21 protein-coding genes are annotated in these 21,528 nt (G+C 34.5%); 7 read left to right on the plus strand and 14 right to left on the minus strand.

What is annotated here, in order from left to right; genetic code table 11:
• The first annotated feature begins 55 nt into the window (after positions 1 to 55).
• Both NBX25_RS19495 and NBX25_RS19500 read left to right on the plus strand, forming a co-directional pair.
• On the plus strand, positions 56 to 2,179 hold the full coding sequence (locus NBX25_RS19495; protein ID WP_250255087.1) for a Tex family protein: 2,124 nt from the start codon (positions 56 to 58) through the stop codon (positions 2,177 to 2,179).
• 144 nt (positions 2,180 to 2,323) lie between these two features.
• Positions 2,324 to 2,956 carry an HAD family hydrolase gene (locus tag NBX25_RS19500; protein WP_250255088.1) on the plus strand — a complete coding sequence of 211 codons (633 nt, stop codon included), beginning with the start codon at positions 2,324 to 2,326 and terminating at the stop codon, positions 2,954 to 2,956.
• Between the two features lie 39 nt (positions 2,957 to 2,995).
• On the opposite strand, the gene NBX25_RS19505 is transcribed toward NBX25_RS19500, so the two are convergent.
• The 10 genes from NBX25_RS19505 to NBX25_RS19550 form a co-directional block, all read right to left on the minus strand.
• A complete protein-coding gene (locus NBX25_RS19505; protein ID WP_250255089.1) occupies positions 2,996 to 3,568 on the minus strand; it encodes a hypothetical protein in 573 nt (190 codons plus the stop codon).
• On the minus strand, positions 3,565 to 3,780 hold the full coding sequence (locus tag NBX25_RS19510) for a hypothetical protein (RefSeq protein WP_250255090.1): 216 nt from the start codon (positions 3,778 to 3,780) through the stop codon (positions 3,565 to 3,567). Before NBX25_RS19510 ends, NBX25_RS19505 begins: the two co-directional genes overlap by 4 nt.
• A gap of 82 nt (positions 3,781 to 3,862) precedes the next feature.
• Positions 3,863 to 4,009: a hypothetical protein gene (locus tag NBX25_RS19515; RefSeq protein WP_250255091.1), complete on the minus strand. Its 147-nt coding sequence runs from the start codon at positions 4,007 to 4,009 to the stop codon at positions 3,863 to 3,865.
• Positions 4,010 to 4,061: 52 nt separating this feature from the next.
• On the minus strand, positions 4,062 to 4,535 hold the full coding sequence (locus NBX25_RS19520; protein ID WP_250255092.1) for a hypothetical protein: 474 nt from the start codon (positions 4,533 to 4,535) through the stop codon (positions 4,062 to 4,064).
• On the minus strand, positions 4,520 to 5,521 hold the full coding sequence (locus NBX25_RS19525) for a hypothetical protein (RefSeq protein ID WP_250255093.1): 1,002 nt from the start codon (positions 5,519 to 5,521) through the stop codon (positions 4,520 to 4,522). The genes NBX25_RS19520 and NBX25_RS19525 overlap by 16 nt, the downstream gene beginning before the upstream one ends.
• Positions 5,512 to 8,121 carry a hypothetical protein gene (locus NBX25_RS19530; protein ID WP_250255094.1) on the minus strand — a complete coding sequence of 870 codons (2,610 nt, stop codon included), beginning with the start codon at positions 8,119 to 8,121 and terminating at the stop codon, positions 5,512 to 5,514. Before NBX25_RS19530 ends, NBX25_RS19525 begins: the two co-directional genes overlap by 10 nt.
• A 21-nt stretch (positions 8,122 to 8,142) precedes the next feature.
• Positions 8,143 to 8,646, minus strand: a complete 504-nt coding sequence (locus NBX25_RS19535) for a DUF4280 domain-containing protein (protein WP_250255095.1) — start codon at positions 8,644 to 8,646, stop codon at positions 8,143 to 8,145.
• Between the two features lie 36 nt (positions 8,647 to 8,682).
• Positions 8,683 to 9,813 carry a hypothetical protein gene (locus NBX25_RS19540; RefSeq protein WP_250255096.1) on the minus strand — a complete coding sequence of 377 codons (1,131 nt, stop codon included), beginning with the start codon at positions 9,811 to 9,813 and terminating at the stop codon, positions 8,683 to 8,685.
• 266 nt (positions 9,814 to 10,079) lie between these two features.
• A complete protein-coding gene (locus NBX25_RS19545; RefSeq protein WP_250255097.1) occupies positions 10,080 to 11,651 on the minus strand; it encodes a M28 family peptidase in 1,572 nt (523 codons plus the stop codon).
• A gap of 155 nt (positions 11,652 to 11,806) precedes the next feature.
• Positions 11,807 to 12,964: a hypothetical protein gene (locus NBX25_RS19550; RefSeq protein ID WP_250255098.1), complete on the minus strand. Its 1,158-nt coding sequence runs from the start codon at positions 12,962 to 12,964 to the stop codon at positions 11,807 to 11,809.
• 57 nt (positions 12,965 to 13,021) lie between these two features.
• Between NBX25_RS19550 and NBX25_RS19555 the strand changes: the two genes are divergently transcribed.
• A complete protein-coding gene (locus tag NBX25_RS19555) occupies positions 13,022 to 13,198 on the plus strand; it encodes a hypothetical protein (RefSeq protein WP_250255099.1) in 177 nt (58 codons plus the stop codon).
• Between the two features lies 1 nt (position 13,199).
• On the opposite strand, the gene NBX25_RS19560 is transcribed toward NBX25_RS19555, so the two are convergent.
• Positions 13,200 to 13,376: a BF3379 family histone-like protein gene (locus NBX25_RS19560; RefSeq protein WP_034684091.1), complete on the minus strand. Its 177-nt coding sequence runs from the start codon at positions 13,374 to 13,376 to the stop codon at positions 13,200 to 13,202.
• Positions 13,377 to 13,714: 338 nt separating this feature from the next.
• Here NBX25_RS19560 and NBX25_RS19565 point away from each other — a divergent pair, with 338 nt between their 5' ends.
• Positions 13,715 to 15,199 (plus strand): M1 family aminopeptidase, encoded by a 1,485-nt coding sequence (locus NBX25_RS19565; RefSeq protein ID WP_250255100.1) that lies wholly within the window; start codon positions 13,715 to 13,717, stop codon positions 15,197 to 15,199.
• 58 nt (positions 15,200 to 15,257) lie between these two features.
• On the opposite strand, the gene NBX25_RS19570 is transcribed toward NBX25_RS19565, so the two are convergent.
• Positions 15,258 to 16,679 (minus strand): aminotransferase-like domain-containing protein, encoded by a 1,422-nt coding sequence (locus NBX25_RS19570; protein ID WP_250255101.1) that lies wholly within the window; start codon positions 16,677 to 16,679, stop codon positions 15,258 to 15,260.
• 116 nt (positions 16,680 to 16,795) lie between these two features.
• Between NBX25_RS19570 and NBX25_RS19575 the strand changes: the two genes are divergently transcribed.
• The 3 genes from NBX25_RS19575 (at position 16,796) to NBX25_RS19585 (ending at position 19,608) form a co-directional block, all read left to right on the plus strand.
• Positions 16,796 to 17,308, plus strand: coding sequence for a hypothetical protein (locus NBX25_RS19575; RefSeq protein ID WP_250255102.1), 513 nt, complete (start codon positions 16,796 to 16,798; stop codon positions 17,306 to 17,308).
• Positions 17,309 to 17,402: 94 nt separating this feature from the next.
• Positions 17,403 to 18,314 carry a helix-turn-helix domain-containing protein gene (locus tag NBX25_RS19580; RefSeq protein ID WP_250255103.1) on the plus strand — a complete coding sequence of 304 codons (912 nt, stop codon included), beginning with the start codon at positions 17,403 to 17,405 and terminating at the stop codon, positions 18,312 to 18,314.
• 88 nt (positions 18,315 to 18,402) lie between these two features.
• Positions 18,403 to 19,608, plus strand: coding sequence for an MFS transporter (locus NBX25_RS19585; protein ID WP_250255104.1), 1,206 nt, complete (start codon positions 18,403 to 18,405; stop codon positions 19,606 to 19,608).
• A 122-nt stretch (positions 19,609 to 19,730) separates the two neighbouring features.
• Here NBX25_RS19585 and NBX25_RS19590 read toward each other — a convergent pair whose 3' ends face one another.
• Together NBX25_RS19590 and NBX25_RS19595 are read right to left on the minus strand one after the other, a co-directional pair.
• The gene (locus tag NBX25_RS19590) at positions 19,731 to 20,084 is read right to left on the minus strand and encodes a DUF488 domain-containing protein (protein ID WP_123911137.1); all 354 of its coding nucleotides are present in this window, start codon (positions 20,082 to 20,084) and stop codon (positions 19,731 to 19,733) included.
• Between the two features lie 100 nt (positions 20,085 to 20,184).
• Positions 20,185 to 21,306 carry a lactonase family protein gene (locus tag NBX25_RS19595; RefSeq protein WP_502799795.1) on the minus strand — a complete coding sequence of 374 codons (1,122 nt, stop codon included), beginning with the start codon at positions 21,304 to 21,306 and terminating at the stop codon, positions 20,185 to 20,187.
• Positions 21,307 to 21,528: the final 222 nt, after the last annotated feature.

A 21,528-nucleotide genomic window follows, 5' to 3' on the forward strand; every position in this document is an offset into this window, starting at 1 on the left:
GTAACTCGCCTTTTTTCGTTTTAAAACGTTATTTTAGCCTTCCGAAAACAGAACAATGACGACCGTAGAATTTATACAGAAGCAGCTCGATATTTCTGAGAAGAGCATCAACAATACATTACAATTATTAGCAGAAGACTGTACCATTCCTTTTATTTCCCGTTACCGGAAAGATAAAACCGGAAACCTGGATGAAACGCAAATTGAGCAGATCGCCAAGATCAGCAAACAATTTGAGGAGATCATGAAGAGAAAGGAATCTATTTTAAAATCTATAGAAGAACAGGGTGCTTTAACTCCTGAACTGAAACAAAGAATTGAAGAAAGCTTTGATATTCAAGAACTGGAGGATTTATACCTTCCTTTCAAAAAGCGTAAAAAGACCAAGGCTGATGCCGCCAAGGAAAAAGGACTGGAACCTTTAGCTAAAATCATTATGAGCCAGAAGAACAATGAGGTATTGTTTCTGGCTTCCAAATATTTGAATAATGAAGTTCCTTCTGAGGAAGACGCGCTCCAGGGAGCCAGAGATATCATGGCAGAATGGATCAATGAAAACATGTATGTTCGTAAGAACCTGCGTCGTTTATTCCAACGTAAGGCTATTGTTACCTCTAAAGTGGTGAAGGCTAAAAAAGAGGAAGAAGATGCTCAGAAGTTCTCCCAATATTTCGAATGGGAAGAAAACCTCAGCAGAATCCCTTCTCACAGGCTTTTAGCAATGCTAAGAGCGGAGACCGAAGGCTTTGTGAAAACCAACGTTGGGATTGATAAAGAAGAAGCCATCGATTTTATTGAAAAAGCGATTATCAAGTCTAATAATGAAAGTTCTGAACAGATTGCTCTAGCGATTAAAGACAGCTATAAAAGACTTCTGGAACCTGCTATTTCCAATGAAGCATTACAGGAAGCTAAAGAAAAAGCGGATAAAAAAGCAATTGAGATCTTCTCTGAAAATCTGAGTCAGTTACTGCTGGCTCCGCCATTGGGAGAAAAAAGAATTCTGGCGATTGATCCTGGTTACAGAAGTGGCTGTAAAGTGGTTTGTATCGATGAAAAGGGAGATCTTCTTCATAATGAAACCCTCTACCCTCACGCTCCTCAGAATGAATCCGGAATGGCTATGAAAAAGATCCGTTCTATGGTGAATGCCTATAATATTGAAGCCATTTCTATCGGAAACGGAACGGCAAGCCGTGAAACTGAATTTTTTATTAAGAAAATTGCTTTTGATAAGCCTTTACAGGTTTTTGTAGTTTCGGAAGCGGGTGCCTCGGTGTATTCTGCCAGCAAAATTGCAAGGGAAGAGTTTCCAACCTATGATGTAACCGTTCGTGGGGCGGTTTCTATTGGAAGAAGACTTTCTGATCCATTGGCTGAGTTGGTGAAAATTGATCCAAAATCTATTGGAGTTGGTCAGTATCAGCATGATGTAGATCAGACTCAATTGAAAAATGAACTGGATTCTACCGTGATGAAATGTGTAAATTCTGTAGGAATTAACTTAAATACAGCTAGTAAATCTTTATTAAGTTATGTTTCCGGAATTGGAGAAAAAATGGCTGAAAATATTGTGAACTACAGAGCTGAAAACGGAGCCTTTGAAGATAGAAAACAGCTTAAGAAAGTTCCAAGACTTGGAGAAAAAGCTTTCCAGCAGGCTGCTGCGTTTGTACGAATTACCAATTCAAAAAATCCATTGGACAACTCTGCGGTACACCCTGAATCGTATGGAATTGTTGAAAAAATGGCTAAAGATCTGGGAATTAAAGCTGATGAACTGATTGGCAATAAGGAAAAAGTGGCCCTGATACAACCTGAAAATTACATTACCGGGGACATCGGAATCCTGGGAATCAAAGATATTTTAAAGGAACTTGAAAAACCAGGCTTAGATCCGAGGAAAGCTGCCAAAGTATTTGAATTTGATCCTCATGTAAAAAGCATCAGAGACTTGAAAGCAGGTATGATTTTACCGGGAATCGTGAACAATATTACCGCTTTTGGATGTTTTGTGGATCTTGGAATTAAAGAAAGTGGTTTGGTTCATATTTCTCAGCTTAAAGACGGATTTGTTTCTGATGTAAATGAGGTCGTAAAACTGCATCAGCATGTAAGAGTAAAAGTAACGGAAGTGGATGAGGCAAGGAAAAGAGTGCAATTAAGCATGATTTTATAAGCAATATCTATTATTTCAACCATTAAATTCTTTTAAGATGTTGAGCATGGCTTCGCTTTAAAGTTTTTACTCTCTGTACCTGTTTTAATGGTTAAATAATTGCTTAATAAAATTTAAAAAAATCGTAATTAAAAAAGAAACACTTTGAATTATAAAAACTTAATTTTCGATCTGGACGGAACTTTATGGGATTCCAGAGCAACGATTATCAAAATATGGAATGATGTTTTAAGTAAGCATCAACTGATACAACAGGAACTGAAACCTGATGATATGAATCAATATATGGGTTTACTGGCTCATGATATTCTGAAGGATATGCTTCCGGGAATTTCAGACCTTCAGATTGAGGAACTCCTTTCTGAAGTAGTAGCCCAGGAAAATAAAATACTGCGTATACAAGGCGGCATTCTTTATCCAGGTGTTGAGGATACATTGAAAAGTCTGGCCAATACCCACAATCTTTTTATTGTAAGCAATTGCCAGGATGGATATATTGAGTCTTTTTTAGAATATTACCAGTTTAATACTCTATTTGTAGACTTTGAATCTCATGGACGCACACAAAAGACAAAGTCAGAAAACATACATCTCCTTATGGAAAGAAATGGTCTATCCATCGAAGATTCTATATACATTGGGGATACGCAGACGGATTATGATTCTGCTGCTTCTAACGAATTGCCTTTTATTTTTTGTGACTATGGTTTTGGAAAACTTCCCAAACCGCATGAAGCCCAGGTTTCAACATTGTCTGATTTAAAGAATTATATTTAAATAAATGCCATCCCGCAAAACTGTGAGATGGCTTTATTTTTATTTGATTTTTTGCATTGGCATTTCAATAATTCCGTTATGAGGTGGAGAGGTAAGAAAACTAGATATGAAGTACTTATTCTTTCGTTTAATCAAGGTTAATAGAGGTGACAGATTCTCATTCCCTCCTTCTATTATTCTTTTTATAAAAAACTCTATAGAATCTTTATTGGCTGTAGCAAAAATTCCTCCAATATATTCTTGATAATTATCATCCTTATTATACCTTTTACCTTTATTATCTGCCAACCAACTTTTAAAGATACAACTATCTGGCTTTATCATATTTAATCCTGCATAAGAAATAGATTCTCTACCCCAACCATCAATTACATCATTATTTTCCATAATATATATGCCTTTCCATTTTTGAAATAATTTTTCAGATATAAATTCATCTTCTCCTTCCAGTTCATTTTCCAACTTCAGAGTATCTCTGTTTTCTGACTTAATATTATTAATTTGGGAGGCTATTAAGAGTATAGAATCCTTCCGTTTTCTATTTTTTACTGTTCTATCTTTTACACATGAAAGCATTCCTAAAGCCATCAATATATATAGGTACTTTATCATTTCTTATTATTTTCTTGCCTGTTTTTATTAGGAGTCTTAAGCCTTACATAAAATGCAGGATTTTCTCTATTATTTAGACCTTCACCCGCAGTCTTTGCATCAGTAATTTCAAAGTGTAAATGCCTTGCCTTCACATTTTGTTTAGAAGCATTACCAGTATTCCCACTTTTTACCTCTTTAATATCTTTAGATATATTTATTTTTTGAAGCAATTATTTTGCAACAATAGTTAATACAAAAGCTATTCTCACCTAAATATCTCTATTATCACCTATCCCGAAAGTTCCCTCTTTTTTAATGTAGAATTATTTTTCCCTCAGAATCGATTTTATACTTTTCTTCTTTTTCAGAAATGAGCTCATCATTAATATATTTTTCTGTTTTTAGCTCAATAACAAAATCTTCATTAATTTTATAAACTCTTGTTTCATAATTTTTCAAATTTCCATCAGGAGCTGTATTATAATAAATTTTTAATTTAGAACATTCCTTATTAATCTTTTATGGTAATTAAATATTCCTCACAATATCCTGATTCATAACAATTCGACAAAATAATCGGTATAAAGCTTTTTGTTTTAGATAAATAGGTGATGAAATGATCATTGTTTGGATTGTTCATTTCTATATTGAAAAATGTATCTGATAATTTCATAGATAATAAATTGTTTTCTGGGGACCACTCAATTGGAAGCTTATGAGCTTTTATGGTATCATTTATAACCTTATTTGCAGGTTCATTATCAAGAATTTCATTCTTAAAAGCTAAATACTTTTCTTTATTGAATGTTAATCCTTTAGGATTTTCCGGATTGATAGTAATATCATAGGCCTTATCACTCAAAAAATCAACTTTTATCCACCCTAATGTTCCGGTACCTCCAGAGTTTTCAATATATATCTTTATTAGAGCGATATTATTTGCTATATTATCTATATATGCTCCGATTTTTAGTTTTCTGAGCAACGAGTCAGAACCACTATATTTTTATTATTACCGAAAGGGTTCTTCATATATTCCCTCTTGTTAGCTTTTCTATTATAAAATCCTAACCATTGAAATTCAATAGAATCTTCACTTATTATTTTTACACGTGCAATTGGCATATCTAAAGAACAATCATCAAAATTAATTCCCTTAGGCATATTATTATTTGAATACACTTCTCCATTAGGAGCGTAATCGGTTCCAGAATCCTTTAAATATATTTCTATGGTATTATTGTTTATTTGCTTAGGAGTTGCTCCACAAATAAAATTTATTGAGGCTATGTTGAAACTTATTTCATCTGGTGAGTAGAACATTATATTATCTTTTTCCGACACTTTTTCGCAGTGATTACTCCATTGGACATTTCTTTGATAAATTGAAGAAATTAAAATATCTCTATTTTTTTTTTGAACTTGATTTATTTGATCATTAAATGTTTTTTTTATTGAAGGACTTCCATTTAATAAAGTTTGAATAATTACTTTATCTTTATCAATATTAATTTTGAACTCTTTTTTATAAGGCTTTTCATTTTCAATGTTAGGCTGCTCTATTGTAAAATTACCTAGATAAAAAAGTTCATTATTAGCTAAGTGATAAGCATAAAAAATAGAACTATAATAATCATTACCTTCTAATAAAATTATTTTATCAACTTTATATTTATAATACCATATATTAAAATTTGGGCTATCCAAAGTTAATTTTATAAAAAACTCTTCATTGTTTATTAATAAAATAGATTCTCCTTCCTTTGATTTTAATTCAAATTCAATATCTCTATATTGAAAAACTGTTTCATTATTTTTTATTGTTTTCTGTAGCTGAAAATATGAATTATTTGCTTTAATATTTTGTATTATAGAGATACTGTTTTTTCCCTCTTTTTGTCCTTTACAGCTATAACAGAATAATATTAATATTAAGAATAGAACACTTTTATTTATTTTTTTTACTTCCATTCTTTTTCTTTTAGTTTATTTTGAAAGTCCATTTCTGTTTTAGATAATTCATCCTCAGTTTTAAATTTAAAATAAATAGATGGATTACATTTTCCATTTAGACCTGATGCAGAGCCAACATTAGATACTTCAAAATGTAAATGAGGATTTCTAGTTGTAAAGTTTTTTCCTCCTCCACCAGATATTCCTGTTAAGCCAATGACATCATTATATTTCACTTCATCGCCCTCTTTAAAGAAATTATTTTTACTCAAATGCCAAAATGTAAGATATATTGTTTCATTTTCATTAAATCCTCTTCCTAATATTTCTCCTTTAGATTTATATTTAGGGGTATAACCTTTCCGTTTTAAGCTTTTAAATGTTTCTGTATCTAATACTTTTAAAACAACTACATTCCCTGCCATTGAGCCAGAAGTATATATTTTATGCACAATACTTTTTACACAAGCATATACTTTTGTACCTGGAGTAGCTAATAAATCATTTCCAGAATGATTAGCTGAATTATCTCTGATTTTTTCTCCAAAAGAACCATGCCATGGTTTAAAACCTCCTCCTTGTGAGTAGAGACAAAGCATTGGATTATCAATTGGATTTCTCCACTTACTACTATTTTTTTGAATAAGCTCTTTCTTAACAGTTTCTTCACAACAACTATAATCAAATTCTTTTAAAAATCCTTTTTTAAGATGAAGGTCACTTTTCCCTGTAAGTTCTTCTTTTAAATAAATTTCATATATTTTCTTTACATCTTCATTAGTATAAGTAGAGCTTTGTTGACCATAGGGAGAGTCCGGTAAACTTGCCCAGCATAAGCTTGCTAATAAAACAGCCCTTTTAAAGTTATCATCTATTATAAACTGTATAATATCTCCCTGCTGTTCTTTAAATCTTTTTCTCCATTCATCTTTCGTAGAATTCCCTGTATTATAAAAGCTTGAAGGTCTATCATTCTGATAAAAATATTTTAAAATTACCAAACACATTTTATCTTGCGATTCGGGGTCAAAACTTGTAATATTATATTGTTTACGGTATTTAACCATTCTTTTTTCGCTATAAGTAGTTCCCATCATTTGATAAGCTCCTGCCGCATCTGATGAACTATTTATTCTTTTTATTGAAATACTAATATCTGGATGCGTACTCCAATCTCTTCCATAATCTTTAATGAATGATTTACCTCCAACAATTTTCTCATATCCGGAATCTCCAACAGTATCTTCTTTCACTCTCAGCATCCTCATAAAGGCCCTTACTTTGGCTTCACATTCACATGTCTTTTCCTCTTTTTTCTCCTGTTTCGGTTCCTTAATAATCGAGGGAGAATCATTAGCCTCCACTTTCACCGGTTCAGCATCCGGGCTTACCGGAATCACCTGAGAGGTTACAGAGGTATTCAAGTGCTCAACCTCTATAAAATATTCCCGTTCGTTCCCTTCACCCCATTCGTAGCTTTTGGTATACATATCTTTTGTTAAGACAACCCCATTGATAAAGTTTGTCGTATTGTAAGCCAGCTTTGCGGATACTTCATATACCAAATCATTGCAATAGCGTGAGAAATCTTCTTCCCAGATCCTTACCTTTACATTTTTCCCGCTCATATTCCGGGTGCTGATCTTAATAGATACAATATCTCCAGTTTTAGCATTTTTCAAAGGCTTTCCTGTAGCATCTGTAAATTCCACACTTATGATCTTTCCTTCAGGATCGGCCTGTTTCCTGGCCGCCGGAGTTTGTGGAAACTTTGGAGTATCCTCTTTAGGTTTGGGTTTAGCAGGCTTTGTGTCTTTCTTTTCAGGAGCAACGGGAGGTTTTCTGTGAGCGTGAGGTGTTTCTGTGGGCTTTTGCTTTTTAGGAGGTTCAGGAACATGAGTGGGATTAGCCACATTTACATTGGGACTGGCCTTCAGAATATGTTTAGAAGCTATTTCTGCCGTCACATAATACTCATGGGTTTTCCCTTCATTCTGATCTCCCCTGGCCACCTGGGCATTAGCGATCTGTACAGCCATGGTATAGCTGGGTAACCTGAAAATGACTTTAGCAATCCCTTCATGATCCACTTCCCCAACAAGAGGCACCGGATTGATCCTGTTCATCATATTAATAACCGGATCATGCCCCTCACCTATTGAATCGTCTTCCCATAAAGTAAAAGATACTTTATGTCCGAACATTCCCACACAATGGGCTTTAGCAATTAAAGTATCTGTATAATGAAGTAGTTTTCCTTTTTGCAGCCGCTGAGAATTAATATCTAATAGATCTACACGGAGTATTTTGGGTTCTTCAGCCGGCTGTGGTTGTATATACAATTCACCTTTGTCCTTTCCTCTTGTCACTTCAATTTTTAAAGCTTTATATTTTAAACTTTTATGGGTGAATTTATAGGTTATATGTTCTCCATCTTTGGCATTCCCATGAGTGATCCGCCATCCTTTCTGATCCTTTACATGAATATTCCACTGTACTTTGGAGGGTGGAAAAGAAAAAGAATTGGAAGACATCAGATTATCAAAGACTGAAAGTGAATAAGCCTCCGTATTTCCAACAATAGGTTGGGTATTGCCTGTAATAGTCAATTTTGCCATACTTGTTAGTTTTGAAATGTTTTATTCATAAATCGGATCGGGTTCTTCCAGTTCTGCCTGAGATTCCTTTAAATCCATAAACGGATTAATAAGATGGTAACTTTGGGGATTAGCCAGTGTTATACCTTGCCTGTTCATAGTAGAAGTCTGGCCATGTTCCTTCACGGTAATCATTCCTCCAGTGCTGCACATCAGTTCTGAGATTTCAGAAAGGCAGCTTTTCCCCATAATCTTTACCTTTTCATAAGTCTTTTGCCATTTTCCGGCAGGGACATACGCACAGGGTAAATATCCGCCAGATGTGGGTTTTAATCTGCATTTTCCGAAGCTTGACGCAGCAGGATTGAACTGTATATCTTCTTCTGTTACCGCAAGATAATCTGCTGTAATGTCTTGTTGGTTCCAGTAATGCTTTTGATGGGAATTTACCTTAAACTGGGGGAACACATCTCCCTGATTGCAGCTGGCTTTGCCTTTTTGGATGACAAAATGCTTTCCGTTGTGTGTTGATAAATTTTCTGACATTTTTTTGTGTTATGTGGGTTTAATTGTGTTTTTTTATTATCCTGCTAATTTTTCTAGCTCAAAAGTCATGGACTTCTCATAATCGGCCATCTGAATATGAAACCCCGCTTTTATTTTCTGTATAGAAAAATCAGCAGCCTTTAATGTATACATTGCCGAATGGCTGGCGATCAGTGATTTTGAATGAGGTTTTTCCAACTCATCATATTCCCAATCCGTATCGTACAATTCTTCAACCGTCCGGTAATCCACAGATTTCCCTGTCTGTACTACTTCTATACATCCGGATTTTTCTTCTGATAAGGTTTGATTGATTATTTCCATCCTGATAGGAGAAGCTGGAGCCAGCCATGAAAATTCATCTGTATATGGAACTGAAAAGCCTTGTATATTATAATGAGTCTGATAAAAAGAACTGAAAATGAACTGTACGGGTAATATAGTTTTCAAACTGCTATAAATAACCTTTGGATGAGCCATTTTATCTTTCATCTGATTGATATGCCGCGATGCATAAGAGCCTTGATGATATTTTTTTAATGCTTCAATTTCATTTATTATATGCCGGATCTCTTTATGAGTTTCTGCAGCCACCAATTTTCCAGAACGATCTATAATGAATGTTACCGGATAAATAATTTTCACAAACGCTGAAGCCAGACTGTTGATCTTCTGTTCCAGCTCTTCACCATCTTTAGTAAAATCACTCATTGAAAAATGAATACGATATCCCTTTTCCTCTTCTTTTATATAATTACAATAGATTGAATAAGCATATTCACTCTTCAGTATTCCATCATCACTTTCGGTTTGCCTGACCTTATATACTCCGGAAACCGCCTCAGCATTGAAGGGAATTTTTCCTTTAGAAAATAACTTATATACACTTTCTCCCCGTTCCTGTATAATTGTATTTATTTCCAAAATGTCTTCCGGACTTGGAATATAAAGTTTTTGCATCCATCTTAATCTTCCGTTCTCAGGAATCATATCCAGAAAACTACAGTGCTGATTATGATATTCCAGAAGATACCGGGGATTTTCAAGCATAAGATCCAAAGCAATGCTTTCCAGCGTCTCTCCAGACTTTACAACATAAAAATTTTGCTTGTTTATAGGGTCAGTCGTATGAATCGGATCTTTCCGATCTGAAATTTTTTTTTTCATAATGTTGTGTGTTTTTAATTCTAAAAAGTTTTTAAAATTAAAAATCCACACTTTACATCTTCTTGTATTTACATGTTTTTTTATTGTATATTTTCACGTAAAATATGTACAAAAAACAAAAATATTGTACAAAACAAAGAAATCATCTACTCTAAAATGGCAATATCTATTGTATTTCAAAAATGAACGAAGTGAAACAATAAAAAAGGTCACCTTTGCAGGCAACCTCTTTCATTCAAGTAATTCTATGTATATAGAATCTTTTATTATTTATAATCTTTAGAGCTTCTTTTAGGTTCTTTTACTTCCGGCCATTGTACCAGGTTTCCTTTATCATCTTTAGGCATTACTCTTTTTTCTCTATTGGTGAATTCAGGATCTTCAGAAGCCATATAAGCTAATGCTGCTGTTAAGATCACATTATTTTTCACCTCATCAAAAACGATTTTGTCATAGGTATCTTTTGTCGTATGCCATGTATATCCAAAATAGCCCCAATTCAAGGAACTTAGCGAAAATCCGGGTACTCCAGCTGCTACGAATGAAGCATGGTCTGATCCGCCACCACCAGGCATTCCGGGAAAATCAGTCTTAATGTGGGTTCTTACTGCTTTTGGAACTCCATCAAGCCACTTTCCGATATAATCATAAGCTTTCACAAATCCCTGGCCACTGATATTGATGACACGTCCGGTACCATTATCCTGATTAAATGCTGCCTGTGTTCCTTTTATAATCTGAGGATTATCTACTACAAAGCCTCTTGAACCATTCAATCCTTGTTCTTCACTTCCCCAAAGTCCGATCACAATTGTCCTTTTGTTATTAGGATAGTATTTTTTAAGAATTCTCATGGTTTCAAGCATCGTCAGTGTTCCTGTTCCATTGTCTGTGGCTCCCTGAGCTCCATCCCAAGAATCAAGGTGAGCAGATAGAATGACATACTCATCCGGTTTTTCTTTCCCTTTAATCATACCGATGGTATTAAAGCTTTTCGCATCGGGAAGGACTTTCGACTGAGCATCGATTTTAATTTTAGGCTGAGCTCCTTTCTCTGCCATTCTGTAAAGCATCCCATAGTCTTCCACATCAATATCAATCATTGGAATTTTGGATGTTTTGGCTCCGAAGATCCTGTTTGCACCCATAATCCCGGTCCAGTTTGAAATGGCAATTCCAGCCGCACCTGCATTTTCTAATGCTTGAGGAAGAGTATTATTATCATATCCAATGTTCTTTACATAAGCTGCAAAGTCCTTGGTTGCCTGATCTTTTTCTGCCTTAAGTTTTTCATAAAGTTCAGGGGTTGCAAACTCCTTGATCTGCTCATCAGAACGTCCTATCTTCTGATATTGGGCCATCAGCACTATCTTTCCTTTTACAGCGGGAAGCCATTTATCAAATTCTGCCTTAGAAGACACTCTTGGAAGAATAATTACCTCCGCTTCAACTGCTTTTTTAGTAGCAGGGCTCCACGCCAGCTGAGTAGCTGTCAAAGATTTAGTCCTTGGAAACACCATATCAACATGGGTAGTTCCTCTCTGCCATCCTTTCCAGGTTCCAAACTGCTGAAGGTTGGCATCAATTCCCCATGAGCGTAGCTTTTCAGCACTCCACTCATTCGCAGCAAGCATTTCCGGAGTTCCCACAAGACGTGGTCCTATCCCATCCAGAAGCTCATACGCCATCCCTTCAAGCTGGGAATTGTTATTCACTTCATCTACAATGCTTTTTATGATTGGGTTAAGGTTTTCTTTTGGGTCTACCTTTACCTGAGCCCATGAAAATTGGGCAGCCAACATGACAGCCGGTACTGCAAAAAATCTATTTATCCTCATAATGTATATTGATTGCATTAAAGATAAAGGAAATTGTGGAGATGATAAAGGAATTACAGTAAAAAAGTCTTTAGACATCAGCATTCAGCTCCATTTTTGAAGAAAAATGAAAATATTACCCTAATGTATTAATTTAATAGCATGACAGTTCCTGTTTATTTTGATCTGAAGTCAGGGAGCTTTCTGTTCACAAAAGCTTGTTCTTCCGTGGTCAATAAAATGGTATTATTTTTATTTTCCTTTACCGAAGTATTCTCCCAGATATCTTTTTTAAAATCTACTCTAGGGGTTAATCCCTCATCTGATTTCTTAAAGGTATTGTAAATAAGTTCTCTGCTGATTTTCCGTTCATGTTTAACTCCTTTATAATAAGCAACATATTTGTTGCCTTCAATCTTGCTCATAGCAGGAACATACACGCCTGCATTTTTGTAAAAATCAAAAACAAGTATTGCATTTCCCAATTGATAATCAAACTCTTCCCCTTCACCAGTTCTTCTTTTAACAATTGGATATTGATCCTGTAAATAACGAATTTCAAAATAAGTAATCACTTTATCCGCTTTATTATATTTCAATTCTCCTTCCATCTCAATTCCTAATCCTGACTTAATGTTAAATGTGATGAATTGCTCATCCCCTTGTTCGAAAAATATCCATCCGGAATATTTAGATGCCTTATTTTTTACATGGGCCAAAGCCCTGTTTAACTCAAAATTAAAGAAATAATTTCCCATATATTCATCAGAGAATTTCTTGATTCCCTTTACAAACATGCTGTCTGATTTTAGATCTTTAAAGTATTTTACATTATTCAGCTGCATCTGGAGGTTGTTATCAAAAGATTTATTACGATTGTAAAAATTAGTTTTACTCCATAATTTTGTTTCTGCAATAACTAAAAAATGGATTTGGTTATTATCAATCCTTTTTTCTTTATAAGTAACATCATAAAGGGAGGGTTCATTATAATATCTTTTTTTGTAATGGCTGGCAACGTCTTCAAAGATCTGCTTCAGATCTGCTTTTATGAGTTTTACTTCATCAATTTTTTTATAGCCTCTTTTCAGCTTTACCGGAGAATAAAATTCCTGAATAGTCACCTTTTGAAATCCCGATGCTGAAATTTCAAAGTTTACTGAACTTTGATCCACGGGTGCCAGCCCCTCTTCATTAGTATAAACAATCTGATTATGCAAAAGAATTCTTGCATTAGGAATCGATTTTCCATTTTCAGAATCTACAACCTGAAGCTTTTGGGCTGAAAAAAGATTAAAAAACAGAATAAACAGTAAATAAGAATGTTTCATCATATTTTGTGTAATTTATATTTCTAAAATACAAATTATACAGATGATAACCATTCTACAATGAAAAATTTAATATTTGAGGCTAAAAACGAAATCAATAGACATGAATTTATTTTCGGCTTTTCAAATTCATTTAAGATCGGAACTTTTGACGCTTTGAGAAATCATGGCAATCCTGAGAAACTGATTGCGCTATGGGTAAAAAAAAACCGGCTACAAAAGCCGGCTAAAGGTTGAATTACTTCTTAGATTCTTCTACAGAAACTTTTCTGAAATCCTTGAACAATTTGCTTAGTTCTAAAGCTGATTTACGAGCTCTTGTACCAGCTGCTTTGTTTCCTTTTTCCGCTTGTTGGTTTGCCTCAGTTGTGAACGCTTCAAATTCTGCGTTGATTTTTTCAATTAGTTCTTTCATTATATTTAAAAATTTAGGCTGCAAATATAGGTTTTATGGTGATTCCAGCCTAGTAGCAAAGAAAAAAGTTTGGGCAAAATCACTGAATTTTTAACATATTTCTACCCTTGAACCGATTTTTATCGATTTTTGACCTTCAATTCTCATAAAAAACCTCTTGAAATCCTTGGTAAGTCAAATATCTCCCACAATTCTTTCCTTCGTTTTTCTTCAAAATCTTAATTATAATGACAACAAAATTTAAAAGGTTTAGCACTTGCCTTATTTTTTCAAAACACATCATGGATTGTCTTCTGTTTTGGATATTTATATTAAATTTGGAAAAAACGACTTAATCCATGTTCAGAAAAATATTTTTCCTAACGCTTATATTGCCATTATTTGCCTTTTCACAAAACAAGATTAGCTATAAAGTTTATTATGATGGAAACCTTGCAAAGAATGGTTTAAAAGTACGGGTAGATTATAAGTTGAAAAAAGCGTCTGATACTTTATCCTTTTATTATGCTAATGAAAGCTGGGGCGAGAAAGACCTTTTTAAAAACCTGGCAATAGTAAAGGAAGAAAACCCTGATATTACCTTTGAAATTACCCCTGAAAGCAATAAGATTAAGATCCAAAAGAAAAAAGGAACTGAATTTTCCCTAATTTATCACATCAAGCAAGATTTTACAGATCCTAATTATAAGATATTCAACCGCCCAAGAATCAATAACACGTTCTTTCATGTTTTAGGAAAGAATCTTTTCATGGTTCCATTCTCTTTCACGAAAACGCCTGATGAGGTAGAATTTGAATTCTCTGTTGAATGGATCAATTTTCCGGAAAAGTTTAAACTTCATAATAATTTTGCCTCTCAAATTCACAAACAGAAAATCAAAACAACTCTTTGGGACGGCTTTTATAACTCTCTTTTTATAGGTGGTGATTACAGGTTTTACAATTTTAAAGTACATGATAAACCTATTTATTTTGCCTTGAGGGGCGAATGGAACAACGGTTTTACAGATGATTTTTTATTTTCCAATCTTAAGAAAGCCGTACAATCTCAAAGGGATTTCTGGCAAGACTACGATCAGGATTACTTTACCATTACCATGACACCCACTGTTTCCCAAAAAGACAGCCTGTATAAAGGATACAGTACTACAGGTTCTGCTATTAAAAATGCATTTATGATCCAGGGAACCAATAATCCTTTCAATAACAAGAATTCATACCTGTACCTTTTTCATCATGAATTAATGCATGAATGGATTGGAAATAAAATTCAAAATAAGCACGAAGAGCTCAATTATTGGTTCAGTGAGGGTTTTACTGATTATTATACCTACAAAAACAGATTGAGAATAAAAGATATCTCAATGGAGGAATGGCAAAAGCTTTTTAACACCGAAATCATTAAAAGCCATTGGAAGAATCCTGAAAAAAACATTCCTAATTACAAAATAAAAGATGACTTCTGGAAAAGTAGAAATATAGAAAAGGTTCCCTATAGACGAGGGGCTATTTTTGCCTTCTGGCTGGATAATCAAATTATGTTGAAAACCAATTACCAAAAATCTCTAGACGACCTGATGCGGGAGCTTCTGAAAACCTGTACTGAGAAAAGTGTAAAGTTTACGGATGAGCTTTTCCTTGACCTTGTTCAGAAATATCTGGAGCAGGATATCTCTTATTTCTTTCAGAAACATATGATAGGCGGTGAAGATATTGATCTTAAGAAAGAAAAATGGATCGATGGCTTTTCTTTTCCTACAACGGATACAATTCCTCAATTAGAAGTTGATAAGAACAAGAATATCAAATATCTGACTAAATAAAATATGGATCTCAATCTCCCCGAAAAATAGTTTTCTCTTTTAATAAATCGTCTCCGCCTTAGTTTCCACTTAGAATAAATTCACAAGCTTTCATTCCCGTTCTATTTAATAGATGAAGACTTTCAGGAGTTATTCTTTCTGCAAAAACCACTCTGAAGTGATGATCGTATCTATCGCTAAGGGAAAATATGCTTCCAGGTGTAAATAAAATATTCTTTGATTCACAATACTTATAAAATTTCTTCATATCCATGTTTTCCGGCATTTGTGCCCAAATACTGTACCCACCTTGAGGTCTATGGAAATAGGCTCCTTCCGGAAATGATTTTCTCAGGACTTCAAGTAACTGAATAGCCTGTTGATTGAGCTTTTTACGAAATGACCGCAAATGTCTTTCATAGCTATTCTCCTGTAAAAGCCTCAGTATCAATTCCTGATAAATAGGAGATACTGACCGACCCAGGGCAAATTTTGCTCTTTCTGCTCTTGCATAAAATTGCCCGGCACACAGCCAGCCTAACCGAATCCCGGGAGCCAATGTCTTTGAAAATGAAGAATAGGTCATTACCCATCCTTTTTCATCAAAACTTTTAATACTGGATGGTCTCTTTTCCTCAAAATAAAGGTCAGAATACATATCGTTTTCGATAATACACACCTGATAATCTTCTGCGATTTCCAATAAATCCTTTTTGGTTTCATCACTCATCCTGATTCCGGTTGGATTATGAAAATTCGGGGTAACGATAAGAGCCCGAATTTCATTTTCGGCACAAACTTTCCTGAAATATTCTGTATCAAAGCCACTTCGGTAATGAACAGGGATCTCAATAACCTTCAAATCCAGATTGGCAATAACCTCCAAAATGGAAAATACACACGGACTATCTACTGCAACAACATCACCTGCCTTGGTTACAGAACTTAATGCAATTGTGAGCGCCTGCAAAGCACCGTCTGTAATAATCAGTTCATCAGAATTGAAACTGCAGCCATATATTGCCATTTGCTTAGCGATCTGTTTTCTCAGTCCTTCAAGCCCATTAGAAGGGTAATATCTCAGCAGAGAAGCTCCTTTTTCCCGGATCACTTCCTGCATGGTTCTTAGAATCAGTTTTTGTGGAATCAAAAGATCATCAGGTATTGCTGTATTGAAAGAACTCGATTCTGAAATTCTTTTGGAAGTCAGCAGTATATTCTTCATAAATTCCTCATCACGAATAACAGGAGAAAGCTTCATTCTGGCCTCAGGAATATTCTCATCTCTTTTCTCAGCTACAAAATAGCCTGAGCGTGGGCGGCTTTCAATCAAACCTTTAATCATTAAATATTCGAAACCGCTTTGCACTGAGCTTATACTCTGATGGTATCTTTCTTTTATTTCACGGATAGATGGCAGCTTATCACCACTCTGTAAAATTCCATCACGGATCTGTTCTTCAATAATTCTTGTAAAAGCTTCGTATTTATAGGTTTTCATTATTTTATCGCAATCTGTACCGAACAAATTTACAAAATTAAGATCTGTACCGGTAACATTTTAGCCATCTGTATCCTTTCTGAATTGATTAATCTCATAATTTTGAAGAAAAAAGAATGAAAATCATATCAAAATTTACCATAGGTTCAGACGAGGGTGTTGATGATCTTTTTATAATTATCAAATCTTATGTAAGCACTACTTATAAAGACCTTATTTCAGAAGAAGAGATCAGGTACTATATAGAAAATTGGGACCCAAGGAAAATGATTAATGAACTCAACAACCTGTCTAATCAGCTTATTATCACATATGCAGATGAGCAACCTGTAGGATATGGTATTCTAAAAAGTGGTTCAGGATATCCCGGCTCACCTGAAGATAAAAGACTTACAGAGCTTCATTTTGTAATTCTTCAGGAGTATAACAGTACTGAGACTCGTGAATCCCTATGGAAGAAATGCAAAGCCGCAGCCTCTTTTACAGATATCATCTGGACCAACATCTTTGCAGAAGATCCTTTATTGGAATTTTTAAAAGAGTCTGGTTTTATTATTAAAGAAAATGCAAAAACAGCTCCATTCCAGCTTCCTTCTTATCTTTTAGAAATGAACATCAGTAAGAATTAATAGATCTTCGATCAATACCACTCATAAAAACTATTGAAGGCAAATCTTAAAAACCAAAGATTTGCCTATCTTTGATTTTTATAATTCTGGAACAATGAGCGATCAACTGGAAACCATAAAAGACTACTACAAACGTACCCGCAGAAATATTCTCGAAATATCTGATGCAGATCTTGAGACCGGAAAAACCCATTTCAACATCATTCCGAGAAAATATTGCAGTTTTAAAAGCCCTTATAACCGGCGTGATTATTACAAAATCTGCTTTATCATAGGAAAAGGAACAGCCCATTACGGAACTCATACTCTCTATGTTGACCGCCCGGCACTCTTCTTCCCATCTCCCAATATTCCTTACACCTGGGAATGTGAAGATGATTTTCAGGAAGGGTTTTCCTGTTTGTTCAATCAGGAATTTTTTAATGTAAATTCAGAATTTAACTTGTTTAAAAAGACTTCGTTATTTAAGGAATGGAGCAAACCGTTTATATTTTTAAATGAGGAACAGATTCAGTTGGCTACTCTATATTTTGAGCAGATGTACAAACTGAACCATTCTACCTACCCTTTTCGCTGCAGTGGTATTAAAAGCAATCTTGCCTCTGTTTTACACCTTGCCCTGGAAAACCGTGTGGAGGATGTAAGTCTTAATGAGCTTCCTGCCAATGTCCGACTGTACAGATTGTTTGATGAACTCCTGAACAAACAGTTTCCTCTGGATTCACCAGCTTATCCTCTAGCTTTAAAAACTGCTTCTGATTTTGCAGATCATCTGAATATACATGTCAACCATTTGAATTCATCTGTAAAATCGGTTACAAGCCTCACGACCACTCAAATTATTAAAGAAAAAATATTTGAGGAATCTAAAAATCTTCTGAAATACACGAATTGGGACATTGCCCAGGTTGGCTACACTCTTGGTTTTGAACAGCCTTCCCATTTTAATAATTTCTTTAAAAAGCATGCCGAGACTTCGCCATTAAAATTTAAGAACTCTTTTTAAATATTTGAATTTTGTAATTTTTACTTTGTCTTTTAAAACTCAATTTTCTATTCTTGAAGTATTTTTGCATGGTAAAAAATGAATGAATATGTTGAGAGAAGCATCTGAGAAACGCATCAGATTAATAACCATTATGGCCTTTGTGTCTATCCCGCTTTCGGGGTTTGTTACTGATATTTACCTGCCATCCTTCCCTTCTATGGCCAAGGAAATGATGGTTTCAGAAAAAGATATACAGATCACTTTAACTTCTTATCTGCTGAGTTACGGAATTTCTCAATTATTTGTAGGGGCAATTCTGGACAGCATCGGTCGTTATCGTCCTAAATTACTTGCTTTATTAGTTTTAATCCTGAGCAGTATTTTCATTACCATGACCAACAGCATTTTATTAATTTGCTTACTCCGTATTCTTCAAGGGATTGCTGTTTCCGTACTTGTTGTAGCTACACGTGCTATTTTTGTAGATATTTATGATGCTGAACGGGTAAAACATTATCTGAGTTACTTTACGATTGCCTGGTCTTGTGGTCCTATCCTGGCTCCTTTCCTTGGAGGTTATCTTGAAAAGCTTTTCAACTGGCATGCTAACTTTTATTTCCTTGCTTTTTATGCAGGATTTTTATTTCTGTTCGAATGGTTCTTCAGCGGTGAAAGTCTTCCGCAAAAAAAGAAACTGGATCTTTCAGAGAATATTAGCCTATATTCCATGATGCTTAAAAACAAAATCTTCATGCTCGGAATCATTATTCTGGGATTAAGCTACTCTATTGTGATGCTCTTCAATATTACCGGCCCTTTCATTATTGAAAATACATTCCACTTTACCCCTGTAGTGATTGGATATTGTACCCTGATTTTAGGATTTTCATGGATGATAGGAGGCTTTATAGGAAAACGCAGACTTGGTTTGGATTTTAAATCGAGAATTTTATTGCCTATTATCCTTCAACTGATATTAATTGCAGGATTAATAACCACCAGCTACTTTGCAGAGAGTCTTTATATAATGATTCCTTTTGCCTTTTTTATTCATATCTGTTCGGGCGTTTTATTTACTTCGTTTTTTACAACAAGTATGCTGTATTTTCCTAAAAATGCAGGAACAGCCGGCGGATTGATGGGCGGACTGGTTTATGTTATCACTTCAGTCACCAGCTTTATTATTTCCGTAAGTGGAACAGTAACGGAACAAAAGGATCTTTCCTGGCGATACCTTATCATTGCTATTTTTCTATTGGGAATCATTCTTATTATGAATCAGGCCGTAAAAAAAGAAAAAGCAGAGAATTGATCTCTGCTTTTTTTTATTTATTGCTTGTTATTTTATTTTTCAAACAGGAATTTCGAAGTTATGCTCTTGAAAATATTATAAAGGATGGCAGAGGCGTTTCACTCAGGATAGGCAACGTTAATTTACTTCAGGCTTTCTAAATAACTTTTTAAAATAAGGGGATGACAATGTTCTTCGTCTTTTGCGGCATATACCAATGTGATCTTTTCCTGGCCTTTATGCTGTTCCAGAAACTCCTTTCCAGGCTTATTTTCATGGAGCTCTTTCAGATATTTTTCTGAAAATTCTTTCCATCGTTCAGGATCATGATGAAACCATTTTCTCAATTCGGAAGAAGGCGCAAGATCTTTGTTCCATTCATCAATATCTGCTTCTTCTTTAGTCAGTCCACGAGGCCATAAACGGTCTACAAGAACCCGATAGCCATCATGAGGAGAAGGAGTTTCATATACTCTTTTTAATGCAATTTCAGACATGGTGTAAAAGTTAATTAAACGTCATAAAATTAGTATTACAACAGCAAAATCTATTCCTCATTATTGAAATTCATCACTTTAAATTTCAATTCATTCGGCATTAATATTTTCTAATCTGAACGGTAGAAACTCCGTTCAATTTCACTTTCCTGCCTACTTTTTTCAGTAATCCTGTTTCTGAATTCCGCTTAAAGACAACGGCAGTTCCGCTTACCGGATGAGCTACAATTAAAAACTTTCCGGTGCTGTCAATCGTAAAAGTTCTTGGATGATTTCCTTTTGTAGATTGATACCCTACCGTTTTCAATGTCCCGTCATTCAAAATTGAAAATATGGCTATGTTATTTTCCTTTCCTCGGTTTGAAGCATACAGATAGCGTCCATCCGGAGAAATATGAATATCTGAACTTTCAAAGTCATTTTTAAACTGATCGGAATGGGTATTGATTCTCTGAATAGGTTCCAGTTTTCCGTTATTATACTGATAAACACTTACGGCACCACCCATTTCTTCAATACAATAGCCAAATTTTCCATTGGGATGAAAAGTAAAATGCCTTGGTCCACTCCCTAAAGGGGTTGACGTGAAAGACTTTTCAGCTTCTGTCAATGGTTCTTTTTTATCGGCTTCAAATTTATAGGTTCTGATTTTATCGGCTCCCAGATCCGGTAAAAATACATACTTAAAATCAGGAGAAAAAACTGTTGAATGAATATGAGCCCGATCCTGTCTGTCCGGATTTACACTTCCTTCTGAAAATTGAAAATTCTGAACTTTCGGTTGTATCCATCCATTTTCTGAAATGGGATAAACAGAAGTACTTCCTTCGGTATAATTTCCATTAATCAACCATTTTCCGCTCTTATGAACTGTAAGATAAACGGGATTTTCTCCACCACTCTTCTGGCTATTGATAAAAATAAGAGATTTTTTCTCTGGATTAAACTCAAAACTGCTCACACTTCCTGCATTTTTCGTTTTACTCTCTGTACAGGCAAAAACATATTTCCCATCTGTAGACAATGTCAGAAATGATGGATTTAAGACCCCTTTAGCGGATGTTACTTTTAATAGTTTTCCTTTGAGGGTATCTAATTCATATACGTAAATTCCTTCGGTTTCTTTATCATGATTAAATGACCCAAAAAATATATAGGTATTTTGTGCACATAATTTTAAGCCTGCTAAAATGACAAGCATTGTACTTAATGTTTTCTTCAATTTTTTTATTAGTTTTTTGAATGTTTTGGAAATGCAGTAGAGACCTATAAATTTAAATATTTTCTTCCAGTTGAAATATTTAAATCCTAAAAATAATTTTCAAATGACCGTACAGTAACCTATTTCGCGACTTCATTACCTACAACATGTCATCATAAATCCATTATATTTAATCTTCTCATACTTTTTTATCAATAAAATACTTTATCTTTACTCATTAAT

Source organism: Chryseobacterium sp. Marseille-Q3244, assembly GCF_940807095.1.
Classification (GTDB): domain Bacteria; phylum Bacteroidota; class Bacteroidia; order Flavobacteriales; family Weeksellaceae; genus Chryseobacterium.

What these genes read in the sequence shown, in the direction of transcription:
- NBX25_RS19495 (WP_250255087.1), top strand. Translation starts at nt 56, where the DNA reads ATGACGACCGTAGAATTTATACAGAAGCAGCTCGATATTTCTGAGAAG.
- NBX25_RS19505 (WP_250255089.1), bottom strand. Translation starts at nt 3,568, where the DNA reads ATGATAAAGTACCTATATATATTGATGGCTTTAGGAATGCTTTCATGT.
- NBX25_RS19525 (WP_250255093.1), bottom strand. Translation starts at nt 5,521, where the DNA reads ATGGAAGTAAAAAAAATAAATAAAAGTGTTCTATTCTTAATATTAATA.
- NBX25_RS19530 (WP_250255094.1), bottom strand. Translation starts at nt 8,121, where the DNA reads ATGGCAAAATTGACTATTACAGGCAATACCCAACCTATTGTTGGAAAT.
- NBX25_RS19535 (WP_250255095.1), bottom strand. Translation starts at nt 8,646, where the DNA reads ATGTCAGAAAATTTATCAACACACAACGGAAAGCATTTTGTCATCCAA.
- NBX25_RS19540 (WP_250255096.1), bottom strand. Translation starts at nt 9,813, where the DNA reads ATGAAAAAAAAAATTTCAGATCGGAAAGATCCGATTCATACGACTGAC.
- NBX25_RS19545 (WP_250255097.1), bottom strand. Translation starts at nt 11,651, where the DNA reads ATGAGGATAAATAGATTTTTTGCAGTACCGGCTGTCATGTTGGCTGCC.
- NBX25_RS19550 (WP_250255098.1), bottom strand. Translation starts at nt 12,964, where the DNA reads ATGATGAAACATTCTTATTTACTGTTTATTCTGTTTTTTAATCTTTTT.
- NBX25_RS19555 (WP_250255099.1), top strand. Translation starts at nt 13,022, where the DNA reads ATGAAAAATTTAATATTTGAGGCTAAAAACGAAATCAATAGACATGAA.
- NBX25_RS19560 (WP_034684091.1), bottom strand. Translation starts at nt 13,376, where the DNA reads ATGAAAGAACTAATTGAAAAAATCAACGCAGAATTTGAAGCGTTCACA.
- NBX25_RS19565 (WP_250255100.1), top strand. Translation starts at nt 13,715, where the DNA reads ATGTTCAGAAAAATATTTTTCCTAACGCTTATATTGCCATTATTTGCC.
- NBX25_RS19570 (WP_250255101.1), bottom strand. Translation starts at nt 16,679, where the DNA reads ATGAAAACCTATAAATACGAAGCTTTTACAAGAATTATTGAAGAACAG.
- NBX25_RS19575 (WP_250255102.1), top strand. Translation starts at nt 16,796, where the DNA reads ATGAAAATCATATCAAAATTTACCATAGGTTCAGACGAGGGTGTTGAT.
- NBX25_RS19580 (WP_250255103.1), top strand. Translation starts at nt 17,403, where the DNA reads ATGAGCGATCAACTGGAAACCATAAAAGACTACTACAAACGTACCCGC.
- NBX25_RS19585 (WP_250255104.1), top strand. Translation starts at nt 18,403, where the DNA reads ATGTTGAGAGAAGCATCTGAGAAACGCATCAGATTAATAACCATTATG.
- NBX25_RS19590 (WP_123911137.1), bottom strand. Translation starts at nt 20,084, where the DNA reads ATGTCTGAAATTGCATTAAAAAGAGTATATGAAACTCCTTCTCCTCAT.